Genomic DNA, 17,670 nt, shown 5'->3' on the forward strand with positions numbered 1-17,670 from the left:
GTTAGCGCAACGGGAATTACGCCACCAATTAGGCGTTGTCTTTAAGGGCTTGGAAAGGTGAATAATTCCTGAGAGCCAAATCTTTACTCTGTTTTTGGGTGGGATCGAGCAGGGCTTTCCTCCTTTAGCCCTTAGATCGCTCCAAATAGCTAATTGCTTGAGCCAATGTGGCAACAGTTACTACTTTGATGCCTTCAGGGACATTACTGATCTCTTCGGCATTATCCACGGGTGCAAAGAAAACTGTTGCTCCCACTTTTCGGGCAGACATAATCTTTTCGTTGATCCCACCAATTGGACCAACGATGCCTCGGGCCGTAATTGTTCCGGTGCCTGCGATGTGCCGTTTCTGAAGCAAGTCTTTTTCAGTTAACAATTCAACTAGACCAATTGAAAAAACAAGACCTCCACTTGGACCACCAGTTTCACCAGTCTTAAAAACAATCTTCTTCGTATCAAGTTGGTTTGCGCGGTCAACACCTTGTGATTTTGTGTCAGCCATAATTTGTGGATGTGATTGCAAGTAATTAACCGCAGCAACAATTGCTGTGTCTTGTGATTTAACCATGTCGGCCTTGGCTTGCTTGCTCTCTTCTTCTGTTGAAGTTCCAGGAGGATAGATAGCAGATTTCGGATACACAGAGCGATTACCACTTATCCATGAGTACACCAGTTCTGGTCCAAAAATCCAGGCATCGGGGTTTGTCACTCTGATCGACATTAAATCAATGCGACCAGATGCGGGATAGTTTGTTAAATCTTTAAATGTAATGACACCCTTGAAAATGTTTTGAGCTTCACCTGGCAAGACAATTGCAAAAGGCAAAGGCGCAAGAGTTGCTAGTGCAAAAAAGATTCCTAAAGTTGCCTTGGCTAATCGTGGAAGCCTTGAAAATCTCATCATTGTTGGGTCAATTAATTTCGCGCTAGATAGTGCTTTACCTAGTTAGAGGACTCTGAATCATTTTCAGCATCGCGGGCTTGGGAATCGCGGAGAGAATCCTGAAAGCGCTGAAACTGTCCAACAGAGCGCTGTGTTTCTTGCTGAAATTTCCCTTGAAACTTTGTAACCCATAGAACGTATCCGAGTGCACCAATTAGTCCAGCGGCAGGAACTACCCACCAGATTAAAGCAGCGAAAGCGTTGGACATGAGCCCAGCCTACTGGTTGCAACTGCCCTGCGCTGACCGGGAAAAACGCGTTGGAATAGAAAAGGGTGCGAAGTTGTTCTAACACTGGGAGGATTGATCCATGACACCTTTTGGCTTCACACCAGGAAATTCAGATGACTCTAACGAGCCAGTTGATTTTGCTGCGATGATGCAACAGATGCAACAGCAGATTCAAGAACAGTTCTCAAAGCTGGGAATAAATGCTTCAGGTTTTGGTGGTTCAACTGAAGCTTTACCGAAAAACCTTGTGCGCGATACCGCCAAGAAGTTTGCAACTGCTCAGGGCTCAGCACCTATTGGCGCTAATGATGTTGCCGAAGTTGAACAAGCAATCTCTATTGCAGAGCTGTGGCTTAACGATGCAACTTTTTTCCCGCAATCCCCAAACTCTGGAAGTGTTGCTTTAGCTCGCACTGATTGGGTTGACACGACGTTGGCGGGTTGGCAAACAACTGTTGAACCACTGGCAATTGGCTTGTCATCTGCAATTGGTGAATTGCTTAATCAAGCACAAGGCGAGAGCGTCTCACAGGACAATCCCTTTGGCGCTGATAATCCTTTTGGCCAAGGAAATATGCAGATCCCAATTGGAATGATCTCAGCGCTTCTAAACTCCTTTATTGGAACACTTGTTGCTACACAGCTTGGCCAAGCAATTGGTGGATTATCGGGCAAGGTCACGGGCGCTCACGATGTGGGTTTACCGCTAATTGATGGGGCTTATCCAACGCTTGTTCCACAAAACATTAAGGAATGGGCAACTGATCTTGATATTCCTATGGAAGAGATCCGCATATTTCACGCACTACGTGAAGCTGCAATTGCACGGTTGTTTGCCCACAATCCATGGCTAGTTTCATACATCCGCACCGCAATCACTGATTACGGCAAGGGAATCAATATTGATATGGAAGCGATTCAAGAGCAAGCACAGCAAGCACTTGAATCAGGCCATGGCTTTGATCCAACAAATCCAGAGAGTTTGAATATCGCGCTCAACGATGGAATTTTTACACCACAAGAAACGCCGGCACAGCGCGCAGCCCTTACAAAATTAGAAACTGCGCTTGCATTAATTGATGGCTGGAGCGAAGAAGTTGTTGCACTTGCTGCAGGGGATCGACTTCCGAATATTGGAGCGCTTCAAGAAACTCTACGCAGAGGTCGCGCAACATCTGCACCAGCACAACAACTCTTTTCATCACTATTTGGTTTGCAAGTTTCACCACGCCTTGCACGTGAAGCATCGGCATTCTGGAAGCAAGTTCGTGAAATCAAAGATGTTGAAGCCCGAGATCGAATTTGGAGTGGAATTCTTCCCACCGCCGATGATTTGTTAACACCTGAGAGCTTTCTGAAGAGTTTGGAAGTTCCAGATGATTTGTCAGGGTTGCTCTAGATTTCTTGATTCAAGGTTCAGCGATGAAACCTCATCAAACCTTACCTACAAACAGAAAAGCGAACTCCCCGGTCACTTGCTCTAAATCAGCCTTCCCCTTGCTGATGTAGAACTGTTATCCGAGGAGTTCGTAGTCGTAAAGTAAGTCTTTCTCGGAGGTTTATCAAATGAGAACCACGTTGACAAAGGGTGTTTTTCTCCGATATTGAAGATTGCTTGGCGCATCTTTCGAAAAAGAAATCGCGTCATCGATTACCCAATCTCTCAAGGTTTAGTTGAGAGATGACTTACTATTTTTCAATGACCAACCACCAAAGTTTTATGCCAGAAGGCCAGAGCGAAAACTCGCACGCCTTTGTGGAACAGACCTTGGAGGGCGAAACGTTGCCAGGAATCTCAGAAGGCGAGATTGTTGTAATTAGGTCAACTCGTCGAAAGAAAAACATCTCGGCTTATCGCCAAGGTGGCCGCATCGTGGTTTCGATTCCAGCCCGCATGAGCAAGGCTGATGAGCGAGAGATGGTTCCGCAAATGGTTGCCAAGATCCGCGCTCAAGAGGCTGCGGCCACAATGAGCGAGGAAAGCTTGCACATTCGAGTCGATGAGCTGCTGACCGAGCTTGCCCCTGAAATCTCGCTGCGCCCATCGGCCATCACGTGGCGCGGAATGCGCGAGCGCTGGGGCTCATGCACGGGCACGGACCGAACAATCAGGATCTCAGACCGGCTCAAAGGGGCTCCCGAGTATGTCGTGGACTATGTGCTTTTCCATGAGGCGATCCACCTGCAGTACTTCGACCATGGACCCGAATTCAAGGCCCTTTTGGCCAGATTCCCGCTCGAGGACCAGGCTGAGGCGTATTTGAGCGGGTATGAGGCGGCCGAGAACGCTCTGACCGCCCCAGAGGCTCTAAAAAAACTCCTAAATAAAGAGGGTTAGATAGGCGCGTTTGAGCGTGTTGGCGAGTAATCTCGTACACAACGCCTGCCCCATACGGGGAGCATCCCAATGGGATCGCACGCGTCGATAGGAGGAAAAGAATGACAGCAGAGACATACAAAGGTGACGCTTACTGCGTTAAGTGCAAAGAGAAGCGTGAATTCGAGGGAACCGTAAAGGTCTCAGACTCTGGTCGTCGCATGGCACAAGGCATCTGCCCAGTGTGTGGCACCAAGGTCAATCGCATCCTTGGCAAAGCACAGTAATTAAATTTCGTTTCGAGTAAGTGAGCTCGATTTCACTTTCGAACGTCTAGCGTTACAAAAGACCCTCGCACTATTTCGGTGCGGGGGTCTTTTGCTTTCCACCCAACTATTTCTCTAACTTTGCATTTCTCCTATCTGTGTATTTCCAAGATTTCACTCGGTAATCAAAGAGTGAAGTCCTCCACAGATTTGAAGCCCTCTGATCGCTAGTGCGCTCGCAATCACCACTGTTGGGCCATGACAACATTTATGGAAAATCAATCACAGACACCTGGGCTACTGGCACTAGAGCAAGAAAGCCCCCAGAACCAAGCAGTGCATACTGAGAAAACTCGTCGGAAGTACATACGCGGATCACGGCCAGCGCGGGTAACCAAAATTTCGATTGAGCAGTTCAACACTGAAATTGCGGCTGATCCTAAACCGCGGCTAAAAACGGGGGTACAAATTAGTGTCCCAATCGCTGAGATAGAAAAATCTTTGATCATTGCTACCGCTCATCGAGCGATAACAATTCATCATCCTGGTGCTCGTGCGATTATCGCAAAATTTGATGGAGAACATAGCGCTCTTCAAATCAGTGATGAAGTAAATGCTCCTATTGAAGTCGTTGAAAATGTAATTGTTGAATTGCTAGATGCCCAGTTAGTTGACATCAGTAAATCGAAAGTTAGATTGCATAATCGTTTTCAGTCTCACATCGCGCAAAGGGCAGCACACACTGAAGATCAAAGTAATGATGCTTCCTATCGACAACTTCAACAACGCATGGTTTCTGAACTAAGCCAAACCACGTGGGTCGAAGGTGTCATTGACGGTGGCGTAGAGCTCTTGTCTGCACGACAAAGTTTTGGTGTTGAAATTTATGGGAGCAATCGAGTTGCGACACTTATCTATAACGGTTTGCTTGCAAGTGGAGTAACAAACACTCGATTTTCAATCACTTCACGGCGCACACAGTCTTCAATTGGTGATTTAGATTTGGGAACTGGCATCCTTAGAACTACTGATTATGGATTGAATTATGTGGCTCGAATGGAGGAGTTAGCCCGTGAATGGTCGCTTTTCCCAACACCTTCAAAAAATGTAAAGGGAAGCATCGACGCTCTGATTCCCGAAAGAAATCTTCGTATCGTCATAGGCCAATATCCTGCTGAATTAATTGAACAACTCATGCGCGATGACATGGATCATTTCTTTGTTGGCCAGATTGTTGGTGGTGCGGCCTTATGTGGTCCCCTTGTTGTGCCGGCTAAAACTCCCTGCAAAAGCTGCATCGAGATTGGTGTTAGCGAACGGTATGGAATGGAAGATTTAGAACCAGTGAAATTTCACTGTGACGAGCTTCCGGTATCTGTTGGGTATCAAGTTGCTGGTGTCGCCACACAAGCAGTTCTTCAGTTAATCGACACAGGATGCAGCGAATTCATCGGGTCACAGTTGACCTTCGATTACTTGTCGCCAGCCCCTGGTGCCCTTACTCGATTCGCTCGTCATCCAAAGTGCCCATGCCAATGGAAATGAATGTGAAGTATCCACAGGCAAATCAAGTTCCAATAGTGAAATTTGTTTAGGAAAGAAAATATCAATTCCGTCACTAAGCACATCCGTCACTAAGTACATCCGTCACTAAGCACATCCGTCACTAAGTACATCCGTCACTAAGCACATCCGTCACTAAGTACATCCGTCACTAAGTACATCCGTCACTAGTCACTTTAAACGAAAGAGGAATAATGAGTAAATTACTGGAACGAGCATTTGTCGCTGAAATAACTTTTCGTCAAAAACTAATTACAATCCAGCAAAACTTTTTCGCACGCCTCAAAGATGATCGTGGGGATGTTCCAGGGTGGGTGCTTGTTGTTTTGATGACAACTGGACTTGTCACTGCAATTTGGACTATTGCAGCTCCACGTTTAACCGCTATTTTGAAAAACTCTCTTGATTCAATGAACGGCATTCGTTAAGTGTTTTCGCGCATTCGAGCCCATTGGCTACGTGAGGATGGAAATGTCGAAAGTGCCTTAGTTCTCATACCGGTGCTCTTTCTTTTCCTTATTGGAGCTCAAATAATTGCCGCAACAAATTTGCGCAATGCAGATTTAGCGATGGCCCAAGGTGATGCGGCAGAGCGCGCAATATCCCAACAATTTCATGCCGATGATGAAGTTATAGAGATCGGTGGTGGGATTGAAAAAATCCGTGTCCTAATCACCCATCGTTCGCACAGTGTTTTGCAGTTGGTTCCAGGACTCATTGAAATTTTTGGAGGAGCTCCCAAGACACAAGTTGTTGGCATCTCCGTGATCGAGCCAATCAATGAGTGATGGATCTAGTCATTCAATAAGTGGAAGATCGAGCCAATCAACGTGTCAGACGCCCTCTGTGTGGCAAAAGTTAGCAAGGCATGCACGCCGCGAAGATGGGGGAGCAATTGTCGAATTTGTCGCGTTAGCGATTCCGTTGTTTATTCCAATATTTATATATCTCAATAGTTTTTCATCCATTAGTGCAAATGAAGTGATTGCTCGTTCCATGGCTCGCGAAGTTCTTAGAGTGTATGTAATCAGCGAGAATGATGGTGCAGCACGGAATTTGTCTAGTAGCGCAACACAATTGTTGGCAAGGGAATGGAACCTAAGTCCGAGCGAAATGGCTAGTTTGCGCATTCATATGGATTGCTCGCACTTTCCATGCTTAACCGCAAATGGTCGAATCAAGTTAACAATTTCATTCATTGATGATCAAACCCAACGAGAGGTATCAGCAAGTGCGCAAGAGCACCTCAGTCCATGGCTTTAATCAAGTCCTTAAGAGCATCTCAGGCCTTGGCATTAATCTTAAAAAAAGATTCAAATCTGAAACCGGATCAATCTCGGTGATTGTGATTGGCCTATTCGTGATCACCGTTGCTTCCCTGATGGTGATGACCGATGTGTCATCAATAATTGTTGCTAAGCGTTCTCTTGTGCAGGCAACTGAAGCAGCCGCACAAAGAGGAGTTCACGCTCTCGATAAGAACAAGTATTACCAGGGCAAAGGAAATATGTTCACTGTGCCTTTGGCCATTGCAACGCAAAGAGCCCACCCCGTTATACCAATCGATTGCACGAGAGGAGGGATCGAAGTTTTACTTGAACTTAACTCATGGAGCAATGATGAGAGTGATATGAAGTGGCACCAATTAAAGGGAATTGAATTAACGAATTTTGATTGTGATGGCGCTTCTTTAGAAATAAGCACACGATCTGAGATGAAACTTCCTTTCCAGGTTCCATTCTCTAGAACTAATTCAGTGTTTTTGACCGCCTCAGCGGGTACAACAAACAAAGTTCAAGAGGGCTTCTACTTGTTTGGAATTCGGCTGAACTGACAAAAGATTTGCATGCGAACTGCGATGAATGAATCTCAGATTGCTTACTTTTCTCCCATAAAATTGCGGCATTCGCATGCGCATGCTTGGTTGGCTATCCTTAACCCATGGCCGCACGCGAATATCAATTAGAGATCGATGCGATTGATGCGACCCTTGTTTCGATTGAAAAGGTTTTGGACCTACCAAAGTTGCGCAAGCAGGCAGAAGAGCTAGAGGTAGAAGCGGGTGTTCCTAATCTTTGGGATGACCCAGAGGCGGCACAAAAGATCACAAGTCGCTTATCTCGCGTGCAATCAGAGATTGCAAAGTTATCGGGGCTGCGCCAGCGAGTAGAAGAGCTGCCGATCCTCTTTGAATTAGCCGCTGGTGAACCTGGTGGAATTCATGATGCTGAGAAAGAGTTGGATGCGGTTAAGAAATCCGTTAGCGAACTTGAAGTTCAAACCCTGTTAAACGGTGAATACGATGATCGTGATGCTTTGATAACTATTCGTTCAGAAGCCGGTGGCGTTGAAGCTGCGGACTGGGCCGAAATGATCATGCGCATGTATTTGCGTTACTGCGAACGTCACTCATTCAAGGTCGATGTTCTTGAAACTTCTTATGCAGAAGAAGCAGGAATCAAATCAACAACATTTAAGGTTTCAGCACCCTATGCCTATGGAACCTTGTCGGTAGAGCAGGGGACGCATCGATTGGTTCGCATTTCACCATTTGATAGCCAAAGCCGACGTCACACATCATTTGCTGGCGTTGAAGTAGTTCCAGTTGTTGAACAAAGTGATCACATTGAAATTGATGAAAAGGAAATTCGCGTTGATGTGTATCGCTCATCTGGTCCAGGTGGGCAAGGCGTAAATACAACTGACTCTGCGGTGCGTTTAACCCACATTCCAACGGGAATTGTGGTGTCTTGCCAAAATGAACGCTCACAAATTCAAAACAAAGCAACAGCTATGGCTGTATTGCAATCAAAGCTTCTAGAACGTCGTCGCCAAGAAGAGCAAGCCAAGATCAATGCATTGAAGGGCGATAACTCAGGTTCTTGGGGAAATCAGATGCGTTCATATGTTTTGGCCCCCTATCAAATGGTCAAGGATCTACGCACCGATTATGAAACAGGAAACACATCCGCAGTATTAAATGGTGAAATCGATGAGTTCATCGAAGCTGGAATTCGCTGGCGCCGTAGTTCGTAGCATTCAGCCGGACAGGGATTTTCGAAGGTAAGAATTCTAAGAAATCGTATCCTTGTCTCAATTGTTCGATTCCCGGAACATAAGAACTAATAGCCACGCTCAGGATTTCGAGGAATTGCTTAGCAAGAAAATTGCACTGCCGTCGGATTCGAGCAATCTCACACTTTTCTCACGCTTAAAGACCCGCGACATCCAAGGATTTCAGCCCCTCTTCCATAAACTAAGCGCAGGTCGAAGGTGGTTCCCCTAACTCCACCCCGCAGATGCAATGGGAGATTCAATGATTCGCTTTGAGAATGTCACCAAGATTTATCCAGGTCAGGAGCGCCCAGCTCTTGATTCTGTAAATCTTGAAATTGTTAAGGGCGAGTTTGTTTTCCTTGTCGGTCTTTCAGGTTCAGGTAAGTCAACTTTCTTACGTTTGGTACTTCGCGAAGAACGCCCAACATCTGGTGCAATCCATGTTGCCGGCAAAGATTTGGGAACATTGTCCAAGCACAAAGTCCCAGAGCTTCGCCGCTCAGTTGGAACTGTTTTCCAGGATTTCCGTTTACTACCAAACAAGACAATTTCAGAAAACGTTGCATTTACTTTGCATGTTCTTGGATATTCACAAAAAGAGATTAACCGCGAAGTTCCAGAGGTTTTAGAGCTAGTTGGTTTGGAAGATAAGGGCGATCGATTGCCGTCAGAGATTTCAGGTGGAGAACAACAGCGTGTGGCAATTGCTCGCGCATATGTAAGCCGCCCGCCAATTCTTATTGCAGATGAGCCAACTGGAAACCTTGACCCAGCAACTTCTGTGGGAATCATGAAATTACTTGATCGCATAAATCGCGAAGGCACAACAGTTTTGATGGCAACACACGATGCTGGCATCGTGGATCAGATGCGCAAGCGCGTTATCGAACTCGATGGTGGACATGTAATCCGCGATCAGGTTCGTGGTGTTTACGGGTACACGGGTTAAGGGCGGGGAGAGAGAACATGCGCGCACGGTTTCTTCTAAGTGAGGTTCGAATTGGACTTCGACGTAACTTAACTATGACCTTTGCTGTTGTTGTGACAACAGCGATCTCACTGTCATTGCTTGGTATAGGCCTTCTTTCAAACGCACAGGTCGGTGCGATGAAGGATTATTGGTATGACAAGATCGAAGTATCAGTATTCCTTTGCGGAAATCTTTCTGATTCATCATCATGTGCCGCAGGTGCGGTAACTGCCGATCAGCGCTTAGCAATTCAGCAGGATCTGCAGGAGATGAGTGTTGTAGATAGTGTCTTCTATGAATCACAATCACAAGCATTTGTTCGCTTCCAGGAGCGTTTCAAGGATTCAGCGATTGCACAAAATGTAACTGCCGATCAACTTCCGGAATCATTCCGAGTGAAGTTGAAGGATCCAGAACAATTTGCGGTAATTGTCAGTGCATTCAGCGGTCGCCCAGGTGTTGATGTTGTGCAAGATCAACGGGCAATTCTTGAGAAGTTCTTCCAGTTGTTAGCTGTGCTTCGAAATGGCGCGCTAGCAGTTGGTTTTGCTTCGGTTCTTACTGCAGCACTTTTGATTTCTAACACCTTACGTATCGCTGCCTTTAACCGCCGCCGCGAAACAGGTGTAATGAAACTTGTTGGTGCATCATCGTGGTCAATCCAGCTTCCATTCTTGCTCGAAGGTGTTATCTCGGCCGTGATCGGTTGGGGATTAGCAACGGGCTTGCTCGCTGGTTTAAAGACTGTTGTAGATTCAAATATTGCTCCGCTTCTGTCCTTCACTAACTTCTTTGGATGGCGCGAAGTCTGGGTTTCATCGGCGTACTTACTTGCAACAGGCTTGGTAGTTTCAATTCTGGCCTCTGTGATTACGCTTCGCCGCTACCTTAAGGTTTAATTAACTTATTGAGGGGTGGTGATGCGGCATGGTTAAAGAGATAGGCCGCAAGGTCATTGCTCAAAACAAGAAGGCCCGTCATGACTACGCAATCTCAGATGTTCTTGAGTGCGGATTAGTCTTAACCGGTACTGAAGTTAAATCACTTCGCGCAGGTCGCGCATCCCTAATTGATGGTTTTGCCATGATCAATGATGGCGAATTGTGGTTGATGGGTGTACATATTCCTGAATACACCGAAGGAACCTGGACGAATCACACGCCCCGTCGCGATCGCAAGCTACTTGTTCACAAACAAGAGCTGCGCAAACTCATGGGAAAACTCAAGGATTCAGGAACGACGTTGGTTCCGCTTCAACTGTATTTCAAGGATGGCAAAGCCAAGGTTGAAATCGCTGTCGCCAAGGGTAAAAGGGCACATGACAAGCGTGAAGCGATTAAAGAACGCGAGGCAGACCGTGAAGTTTCCCGTGTTGTTTCGCGGGGTATGAGCGGTAAAGCTTCTCGTGCTGCTTCCAAATACGGGGATTAACGCTTTCCTGCTTCTCTGATTTACACTTATCTCACCGCCGCTTCGATACCTCAATTTTTGAGGCACAGTCGCGACGGCGCAGAAAATTGACAATTAAATAGGGAAAAGAAATACGTTTCTTTTTCTCCAAGTAAGTAAGTGTGAAAGCACTTTAAATCTTGGGGGTGAACGGTCTCGACTTTGGATGTTGAGGCAGGGGAAGCGGGCCGAGGAAGCCGGAATGATCTCGTAAACCAATAATCCGTGCAAAAAATAACTGCAGACCTTAAAAAGTCTGATTTCGAACTAGCTGCATAAGCAGTTCAAATCCGTTAGCCCAGGTGCCGCTCTCGACCTGGAATCTAGCGTCGACTAGGGGGCTTTTCACTTCATTGGTGTTGCAAACAATGATGGAGAACAGTTTTGCAACTGAGTTCGTCGAAGATAGGTGTGTAAAAACTTCGGGACTGAGAAAGCGTTAATCACACTACGCCCGTAGAAGCCCTGTTTTAATACCGAAGGACCCGGGTTCGATTCCCGGCACCTCCACTTGTTTGTTTAGTGCTGGCCTTCTGGGCCATGACCATCATTACCCGATGAGCGACCATTTTTTCGAGATATACCAAATTTACTGAACAGGTTACTCATCATGAAGAACTCCGGAAAATACTCACGTCGCAATCCGATGTAACAGGTGACGACCGCGAAGAGTCCAATTAAACGTGGAATAAGTGGAAATCCTGTGATGAGTAAGAATTGAACACCTACCAAATTTCCACAAGCTATAAGAAGTAAGTGAATGAATTTTCTAAGTAGATTCAGTAGGACGATAGCTAGCGAAGCCTTTGTTTCTAGCCGAGACTTAACAAATTGTGAAGACAAAGCAATCGATAGGGGACCAGCAAGAACTGCGATTAAGAAGAGAATTGTGACAACAATCGCTAATGACTCCATTTATCTACCCCAATCAGTTCTAATTGCTGCGAATAGAACCATGTCTTCTCGAGTTCCATCATCTTGGCAACATGCATCTCTCAATATTCCTTCTTGCATATAGCCAGCATTCTTCAAAACTTTTAATGAAGGAACATTTGATGCAACTACTAGTGCTTCAATTCGATGAAAACCGATGCTCTCAAAACCATATTCAGTGAGTAAGCGTGTAGCAGAAGTGGCCACACCTTTACCGCGGACATCTGCTGTTAGCCAATAACCGATTTCAGCTTTTCCAGAATCCAGATCTAGTGTGTGAAATGAAAGTGCACCAGCAAACTTTCCGTCGTATTCAAGCGCCAATTGCAACTCAGTTCGCATTGTGAACCCGTTAGGAGAGCGCTCACGAACATAATGTTCAGCATTAGTCATTTGATAATTAGCTGGAATGCGCGTGAACTTCGGAATCAATGGATCTTGGACACCCTCATACAACGGAACAATGTCTCGTTCTTCAGGCTTGCGAAGTGTGATCAACCCATACTGCAGAGTTGGAACTTCAGTTGGCCACCAGATCATTGGTGAAGTATCGCAGGTAATAGATTTCAACAGTGCCCACGGGGAGTAGTGGTCAGGAAATCTCACACAGCTTCAAGGAATGGACGAGAAGGAACGAAAAAGGTTTTACCAGTGGGTGATTTCCATAGGCAAGAGCCATCAGGATTACTTTCAAGGCTCCAACCACCATGTGTTTTCATTCTATGGTGACGTCGGCAAAGTAATCCAAGATTTGCAGGATTTGTTTCGCCCCCTGTTTCCCAACTCTGCGCATGATCAATATCTGAACTCTGACCAGTTCGTCTACATCCAGGGAATCTGCAAATTCGATCACGCGCAAGTAGATAATCAACTAGTTCTTGGGGCGGTGTGTATTTCTCTCTTCCAAAATCTAGGAGATTTCCAGTAGTTGGATCGCTAACAAATCGTTGCCAATTTCAATCTGCCGCTAAACGCCTGGCAACGGAGGCGGGAATCGCTCCATATCCAGCAAGTTGTCCAGGATTTTCAGCTAACCCCAACAATGTTGGAAGATCAATTGCAACGCTAATTGTGATTGGACGTCGATGCGGCTGAACATCATTTGCTAATGAAGCTAATGCTTGTGAGGCGATAGCAGTTAATGCATCTGCCCGCTTCATGTCAGCAGAAAGTAAAGACCAATCAGCCGCGTCCTGCGCATCTTGCTTGAGAATGTAGGCCTCAATAGATTTCATGACGGTTTGAGCATCTTCTGCTGGCAAAATTGCGATAACTGTTGCCATTCCATCAGCTTCTGGATAGCAGGTTACGCGTCGTGAATCTCGCGCACGATCAACTAACTCCTCGAAATCCTCAGGTGCAAGCTTTGCAATTGTTGTCTTGACCTTTGATGCAACTTGTCCTGGGGTATGAAACTCTGCATGTGCAAGTGCAGTCTGTTCCACACGGAAAACTGACTCAGGGCTTAAACCATTTTTAATCGCGGTAGCGGTTTCTCGTGCAATCACAGTTGCATGAGCGACCGAGATCTCACCAGTAGAAAGCGCGGAAATAGTGTTGGGGAGATGTCCGATCAATACACGTGCTACATCAATTCGATTTTGCGCAGTCGTTGGTGATAACCGTAAAGCGGTAGCAACATCTTCTCGCTCTTCTTCATCAACGCATCCAAAAATTCCACCATCTTCATCAGCATATTCGCCAGCAATTGCCACCAACGCTTCTTGCTTCAGCGCACAGATCCAAGACTCTTGGCGATCAAGGGCGGATAAATAATCGATTCGACCAGAAGCACTCAAGGAACGTGGATGGATCTCAATTAATTCGCCCAATATTTTGTATCCGGGCTTTGCTTTGAGTAATTCGGCAACCTCAATATCGAGAATCTCTCGAGGAATACGAAGTGCGGTTGTCATGGATCGCACTATCGAGTGCGCTACCGACAAATTAAAAAGTTATTCACAACCCCGAATTCGAGGAACTGCTTTACAAGATTGAGCGTTTAACCCTCTTGTAAGTCAGTAGGTGCGCCGTGTACATCAAGAATTTGCTGCCCAGCAGGCTTGCCATCCCCACCTAACTTCGCACCTTCGCCACTGCGGTTAAGTGGTGCTTTTGGCTTGGCATCATCCTTGTAAATTGCTGGAATTGAGCCCAGTAAGCCCTTTTGGAAATCTTCAAAGGCCTGCAGAACTTCGCGCTTTGTATTCATAACAAAGGGCCCCATCCATGCGACAGGCTCTTTAATTGGTGCTCCACCAAGAATAAACAGTTCTAGCTCTGGAGAACGTGCTTCCTGCTGATTTGCAGCGCGAACAACAATGGTGTCGCCATCTGCAAAGACTGCTAGCTGTCCTGCTTGAACTGGGCGCGCTTCATCGCCAACAAATCCAAAGCCACTCATTGCATACACAAGTGCGTTGTAATCCTTGCGCCATGGCAAACGTAATTCGGCGCCAGGTGCAACTGTTGCATGCAACAAAGTAATTGGAGTTTGTGTTGACCCTGGACCAAAGTGACCATCAACTTCACCAGCAATAACGCGCAACAAAGTTCCACCATCGGCAGTGGTTAACAGTGCCACATCTTTTGCGCGAACATCTTGGTATGCAGGAGCTGACCACTTCTTTGCTGCAGGCAAGTTAACCCACAACTGGAATCCGTGGAACAAACCGCCGGACATAACCAAACTCTCTGGGGGAGTTTCAATGTGAAGAATTCCAGCACCTGCTGTCATCCATTGTGTGTCGCCATTTGAAATTGTTCCGCCGCCACCATTGTTATCTTGGTGATCAAAGATTCCATCAATAATGTAAGTAACTGTTTCAAAACCGCGGTGTGGGTGCCAAGGAGTTCCCTTTGGTTCACCTGGCGCGTACTCAACCTCGCCCATTTCATCTAAGTGAATGAATGGGTCAAGCTCTGCTAAATCAACACCGGCAAATGCGCGACGAACCGGGAAACCTTCACCTTCGAAACCTTGCGGCGCAGTCGTAATGCTCTTTACCTTGCGTGCACGTGCACCAGGAATTTCGCTGACGCGAGGCAATACGGTGATGTCGCTGACGGTTACTGCTGGCATTGGTCTCTCCTTAGTTCAGAGCCCAAGAGTAATTGAACTTTCAACTACCTGCAACCTGGAAATTACAAGGCTTTGAGCGCGGAAACGACCTTTGTTAACGAAGCTTTGGCATCGCCAAAGAGCAACATTGTCTTTGGATCGTAGAGAAGTTCATTCTCAATACCAGCAAAACCTGGGCGCATAGAGCGCTTCAAGAAGATGATGTTGGCGGCATTGTTAACTTCAAGAATTGGCATACCGTAAATTGGGCAACCCGGAGTTGTTTGTGCTGCTGGATTAACAACATCGTTTGCACCGATAACAATTGCAACATCTGTTTGACCAAAGGTTGGATTAACTTCATCCATTTCAGCCAGTTGATCGTAAGGAACATTGGCTTCGGCCAAAAGAACGTTCATGTGTCCTGGCATACGACCTGCAACTGGGTGAATTCCATATGCAACATCGATGCCCTTTGAAATCATTAAGTCAGCAAGTTCGCGAACAGTGTGCTGTGCTTGTGCAACAGCTAGACCAAATCCTGGAACGATCACAACGCGACGGGCGTAGTTAAGCAAGATGGCAACATCATCTGGCGAACCAGAACGAACTGGACGTTCTTCGCCAGCTGCTGCAACATCTTGTGGCTTTGCAGTAAAGGCACCGAACAAAGTTCCAAACAATGAACGACCCATTGCCTCTGCCATCAAGCGAGTCAAGATAGTTCCTGATGCACCAACAAGAGTTCCGGCAATGATCAATAAGGTTGAATCAAGAACGTAACCACTAGCCGCAACAGTTAACCCTGTAAATGCGTTGAGCAATGAGATAACAATTGGAACATCCGCCCCGCCAACTGGAAGCACAAACAAAATTCCGAATAGCAGAGATAGACCGGCAAGAATTAGTAGTGGAGTTGTGCCAAGTGAGGTAACAACCCAACCACCAACGCCAAGGACTGAAACCAGCGTTGCAGCAATAACAAAGCGGCCCGCTGGGAAAATTACGGGGCGAGTAGTCATCAACTCTTGCAGCTTCATGAAAGTAATAATTGATCCGCTGAAGGAAACACAGCCAACGATTACGGTAAATACGGTGAAGATAACGACCGCTGTTGTGGCCTTATCGCCCAAGTTTAAGTATTCAACAATGGCTACTAGCGCTGCTGCGCCGCCACCCACACCATTAAATAGTGCAACAAGTTGTGGCATCTGCGTCATCTGAACCTTGCGTGCTGCAGGAACTCCAATGATTAGACCAACTGCGATTGCACCAAGAATCCAACCAAGGTTGTTTAGTGGAAGTGATGAGCCCTCGTTGGAGTAAAAGAAGACAACTAATGTGGCAAGACCGGCACCAAAGGCACCGATTAGATTGCCGCGGCGCGCAGTCTTTGGATGTGAAAGTCCCTTCAACGCAAGAATGAACGCGATACCTGCGGCAAGACCAATCAGGTCATAAACGGTACGGCTCATTTCTTATTTCCTTTGAACATCTCAAGCATTCGGTCGGTAACTACAAAACCGCCCACCATGTTGATAGTTGCCAGAATAATCGCAGCAACTGAAAGGCCAAGTTCTAAATTAGTTTTACTGTGATCGGCAACAATGATCGCACCAACCAAGATAACTCCGTGGATCGCATTAGCTCCTGACATCAACGGAGTGTGCAATGTAGAAGACACCTTAGATACAACTTCGAAACCAACAAAGACTGACAGCACGAAGATCGAAACAATTGCCATTGGTTCCATTACTTTGCTCCTCTTCGCGCACCAGCGTGCGTTACCGCAGCACCATTGATGATTTCATCCTCGAAATCTAAGTTAAATGCCACCTTTTGATCATCCTTGGCCGGTGTTGTAAACAAGGACAAGAGATTGACGACATTTCGTGAGTACAAGAATGATGCGTGGAATGGCAGCTGACTTGGCACATCTTTTCCGCCCCAAATGCGAACTCCACCTGATGTTTCAACTATTTCGCCCGGCTTCGATCCTTCAACATTGCCGCCAGTTTCTGCAGCTAGGTCAACGATGATTGTTCCTGGCGCCATTGCATCAACCATTTGCTGCGTCATTAAACGTGGAGCTTGTCGCCCAGGCACTGCAGCAGTTGTAATAACAACATGAGATTTTGCGATGTACGGCGTCAAAAGCTCGCGTTGCTTTGCGGCACGATCTTCAGTCATTTCGCGCGCGTAACCACCGGCTCCTTCTAACGCTTCAAGTTCGAGTTCAATAAATGTTGCACCCATTGAACGAACTTCATCGGCAGAAGCTGGTCGAACATCGTATGCAGAAACAACTGCGCCTAAACGTCTAGCAGTTGCGATTGCTTGCAAACCTGCAACACCTGCACCAAGTACCAATACCTGTGCAGGTGTAACTGTTCCTGCAGCAGTCATAAGCATTGGGAAAAAGCGTGGAGAAAGTTCTGCTCCAATAACAGCTGCGCGGTATCCGGCACACAATGCTTGTGAAGTCAGCGCATCCATTGATTGTGCGCGAGAAATACGTGGAACAAGTTCTAGTGAAAATGCGGTTACACCCGCAGCAGCTGCTGCATCAATGGAATCAACTGCGGTAACGGGGGATAAGAAGGAAATTGTGATCGCGCCTTTTTTCAAGGTAGCCATTTGCTTGGGAGTTAATGGCTGAACTGACAAAACAACATCTGCATCAGAAATAACATCGCCAGGCTTTACCGTTGCACCAGCTGCGGAAAAATCAGCATCTGTTGCTTGCGAATGTGATCCTGCGCCAGATTCGACAGTTACATCCAGACCTAGCCGAGTTAACTTATTGATGATGTCAGGGACAAGCGCAACGCGCTTTTCTCCCTCTTTGATTTCCCGTGGGACGGCTACGCGCATGACGGAA

General features: G+C 46.5%; 22 protein-coding genes and 1 other RNA gene. 13 read left to right on the top strand and 10 right to left on the bottom strand.

Annotated features, from left to right (window positions below; translation table 11 throughout):
- Positions 1-124: 124 nt before the first annotated feature.
- Together AC9UC2_RS06525 and AC9UC2_RS06530 are read right to left on the bottom strand one after the other, a co-directional pair.
- Entirely contained in the window at positions 125-901 is a 777-nt protein-coding gene (locus AC9UC2_RS06525) for a S16 family serine protease (protein WP_509526656.1), read from the bottom strand.
- A 41-nt stretch (positions 902-942) separates the two neighbouring features.
- Positions 943-1,152 carry a hypothetical protein gene (locus tag AC9UC2_RS06530; RefSeq protein WP_509526658.1) on the bottom strand — a complete coding sequence of 70 codons (210 nt, stop codon included), beginning with the start codon at positions 1,150-1,152 and terminating at the stop codon, positions 943-945.
- 100 nt (positions 1,153-1,252) lie between these two features.
- Between AC9UC2_RS06530 and AC9UC2_RS06535 the strand changes: the two genes are divergently transcribed.
- The 13 genes from AC9UC2_RS06535 to ssrA all read left to right on the top strand — a co-directional run bounded on the left by AC9UC2_RS06535 (position 1,253) and on the right by ssrA (position 11,308).
- On the top strand, positions 1,253-2,572 hold the full coding sequence (locus AC9UC2_RS06535; RefSeq protein ID WP_509526659.1) for a zinc-dependent metalloprotease: 1,320 nt from the start codon (positions 1,253-1,255) through the stop codon (positions 2,570-2,572).
- A gap of 282 nt (positions 2,573-2,854) precedes the next feature.
- Complete coding sequence (locus tag AC9UC2_RS06540; protein WP_509526661.1) at positions 2,855-3,511, top strand: M48 family metallopeptidase; 657 nt, start codon at positions 2,855-2,857, stop codon at positions 3,509-3,511.
- A gap of 101 nt (positions 3,512-3,612) precedes the next feature.
- Complete coding sequence (locus AC9UC2_RS06545) at positions 3,613-3,777, top strand: DUF5679 domain-containing protein (protein ID WP_445821468.1); 165 nt, start codon at positions 3,613-3,615, stop codon at positions 3,775-3,777.
- Positions 3,778-4,014: 237 nt separating this feature from the next.
- On the top strand, positions 4,015-5,301 hold the full coding sequence (locus AC9UC2_RS06550; protein WP_509526663.1) for a hypothetical protein: 1,287 nt from the start codon (positions 4,015-4,017) through the stop codon (positions 5,299-5,301).
- Positions 5,302-5,513: 212 nt separating this feature from the next.
- Positions 5,514-5,747, top strand: a complete 234-nt coding sequence (locus AC9UC2_RS06555; protein ID WP_509526665.1) for a hypothetical protein — start codon at positions 5,514-5,516, stop codon at positions 5,745-5,747.
- A complete protein-coding gene (locus tag AC9UC2_RS06560) occupies positions 5,748-6,107 on the top strand; it encodes a hypothetical protein (RefSeq protein ID WP_509526667.1) in 360 nt (119 codons plus the stop codon).
- 58 nt (positions 6,108-6,165) lie between these two features.
- A complete protein-coding gene (locus AC9UC2_RS06565) occupies positions 6,166-6,582 on the top strand; it encodes a hypothetical protein (RefSeq protein WP_509526669.1) in 417 nt (138 codons plus the stop codon).
- A complete protein-coding gene (locus AC9UC2_RS06570) occupies positions 6,551-7,153 on the top strand; it encodes a Tad domain-containing protein (protein WP_509526671.1) in 603 nt (200 codons plus the stop codon). Before AC9UC2_RS06565 ends, AC9UC2_RS06570 begins: the two co-directional genes overlap by 32 nt.
- A gap of 107 nt (positions 7,154-7,260) precedes the next feature.
- Positions 7,261-8,355 carry a peptide chain release factor 2 gene (gene prfB, locus AC9UC2_RS06575; protein WP_509526673.1) on the top strand — a complete coding sequence of 365 codons (1,095 nt, stop codon included), beginning with the start codon at positions 7,261-7,263 and terminating at the stop codon, positions 8,353-8,355.
- A 280-nt stretch (positions 8,356-8,635) separates the two neighbouring features.
- Complete coding sequence (gene ftsE, locus AC9UC2_RS06580; RefSeq protein WP_509526675.1) at positions 8,636-9,325, top strand: cell division ATP-binding protein FtsE; 690 nt, start codon at positions 8,636-8,638, stop codon at positions 9,323-9,325.
- Between the two features lie 17 nt (positions 9,326-9,342).
- Positions 9,343-10,245, top strand: coding sequence for a permease-like cell division protein FtsX (gene ftsX / locus AC9UC2_RS06585; protein ID WP_509526677.1), 903 nt, complete (start codon positions 9,343-9,345; stop codon positions 10,243-10,245).
- A gap of 28 nt (positions 10,246-10,273) precedes the next feature.
- The gene (gene smpB, locus AC9UC2_RS06590) at positions 10,274-10,777 is read left to right on the top strand and encodes an SsrA-binding protein SmpB (RefSeq protein WP_509526679.1); all 504 of its coding nucleotides are present in this window, start codon (positions 10,274-10,276) and stop codon (positions 10,775-10,777) included.
- 160 nt (positions 10,778-10,937) lie between these two features.
- Positions 10,938-11,308, top strand: a transfer-messenger RNA (tmRNA) gene (ssrA, locus tag AC9UC2_RS06595).
- A gap of 6 nt (positions 11,309-11,314) precedes the next feature.
- Here ssrA and AC9UC2_RS06600 read toward each other — a convergent pair.
- From AC9UC2_RS06600 to AC9UC2_RS06635, 8 genes are all read right to left on the bottom strand, one after another.
- Complete coding sequence (locus AC9UC2_RS06600) at positions 11,315-11,710, bottom strand: hypothetical protein (protein ID WP_509526681.1); 396 nt, start codon at positions 11,708-11,710, stop codon at positions 11,315-11,317.
- Complete coding sequence (locus tag AC9UC2_RS06605; RefSeq protein WP_509526683.1) at positions 11,711-12,268, bottom strand: GNAT family N-acetyltransferase; 558 nt, start codon at positions 12,266-12,268, stop codon at positions 11,711-11,713.
- A 62-nt stretch (positions 12,269-12,330) separates the two neighbouring features.
- On the bottom strand, positions 12,331-12,573 hold the full coding sequence (locus AC9UC2_RS06610; protein ID WP_509526863.1) for an HNH endonuclease signature motif containing protein: 243 nt from the start codon (positions 12,571-12,573) through the stop codon (positions 12,331-12,333).
- A 111-nt stretch (positions 12,574-12,684) separates the two neighbouring features.
- Positions 12,685-13,644 carry a DUF222 domain-containing protein gene (locus tag AC9UC2_RS06615; RefSeq protein ID WP_509526685.1) on the bottom strand — a complete coding sequence of 320 codons (960 nt, stop codon included), beginning with the start codon at positions 13,642-13,644 and terminating at the stop codon, positions 12,685-12,687.
- 86 nt (positions 13,645-13,730) lie between these two features.
- Complete coding sequence (locus tag AC9UC2_RS06620; protein WP_509526687.1) at positions 13,731-14,810, bottom strand: pirin family protein; 1,080 nt, start codon at positions 14,808-14,810, stop codon at positions 13,731-13,733.
- Between the two features lie 62 nt (positions 14,811-14,872).
- Positions 14,873-16,264, bottom strand: coding sequence for an NAD(P)(+) transhydrogenase (Re/Si-specific) subunit beta (locus AC9UC2_RS06625; RefSeq protein ID WP_509526689.1), 1,392 nt, complete (start codon positions 16,262-16,264; stop codon positions 14,873-14,875).
- A complete protein-coding gene (locus tag AC9UC2_RS06630; protein WP_509526691.1) occupies positions 16,261-16,542 on the bottom strand; it encodes an NAD(P) transhydrogenase subunit alpha part 2 in 282 nt (93 codons plus the stop codon). Before AC9UC2_RS06630 ends, AC9UC2_RS06625 begins: the two co-directional genes overlap by 4 nt.
- The gene (locus AC9UC2_RS06635; RefSeq protein ID WP_509526693.1) at positions 16,542-17,663 is read right to left on the bottom strand and encodes a Re/Si-specific NAD(P)(+) transhydrogenase subunit alpha; all 1,122 of its coding nucleotides are present in this window, start codon (positions 17,661-17,663) and stop codon (positions 16,542-16,544) included. Before AC9UC2_RS06635 ends, AC9UC2_RS06630 begins: the two co-directional genes overlap by 1 nt.
- Positions 17,664-17,670: the final 7 nt, after the last annotated feature.

The organism is Candidatus Planktophila sp., assembly GCF_036734405.1.
GTDB lineage: Bacteria > Actinomycetota > Actinomycetes > Nanopelagicales > Nanopelagicaceae > Planktophila.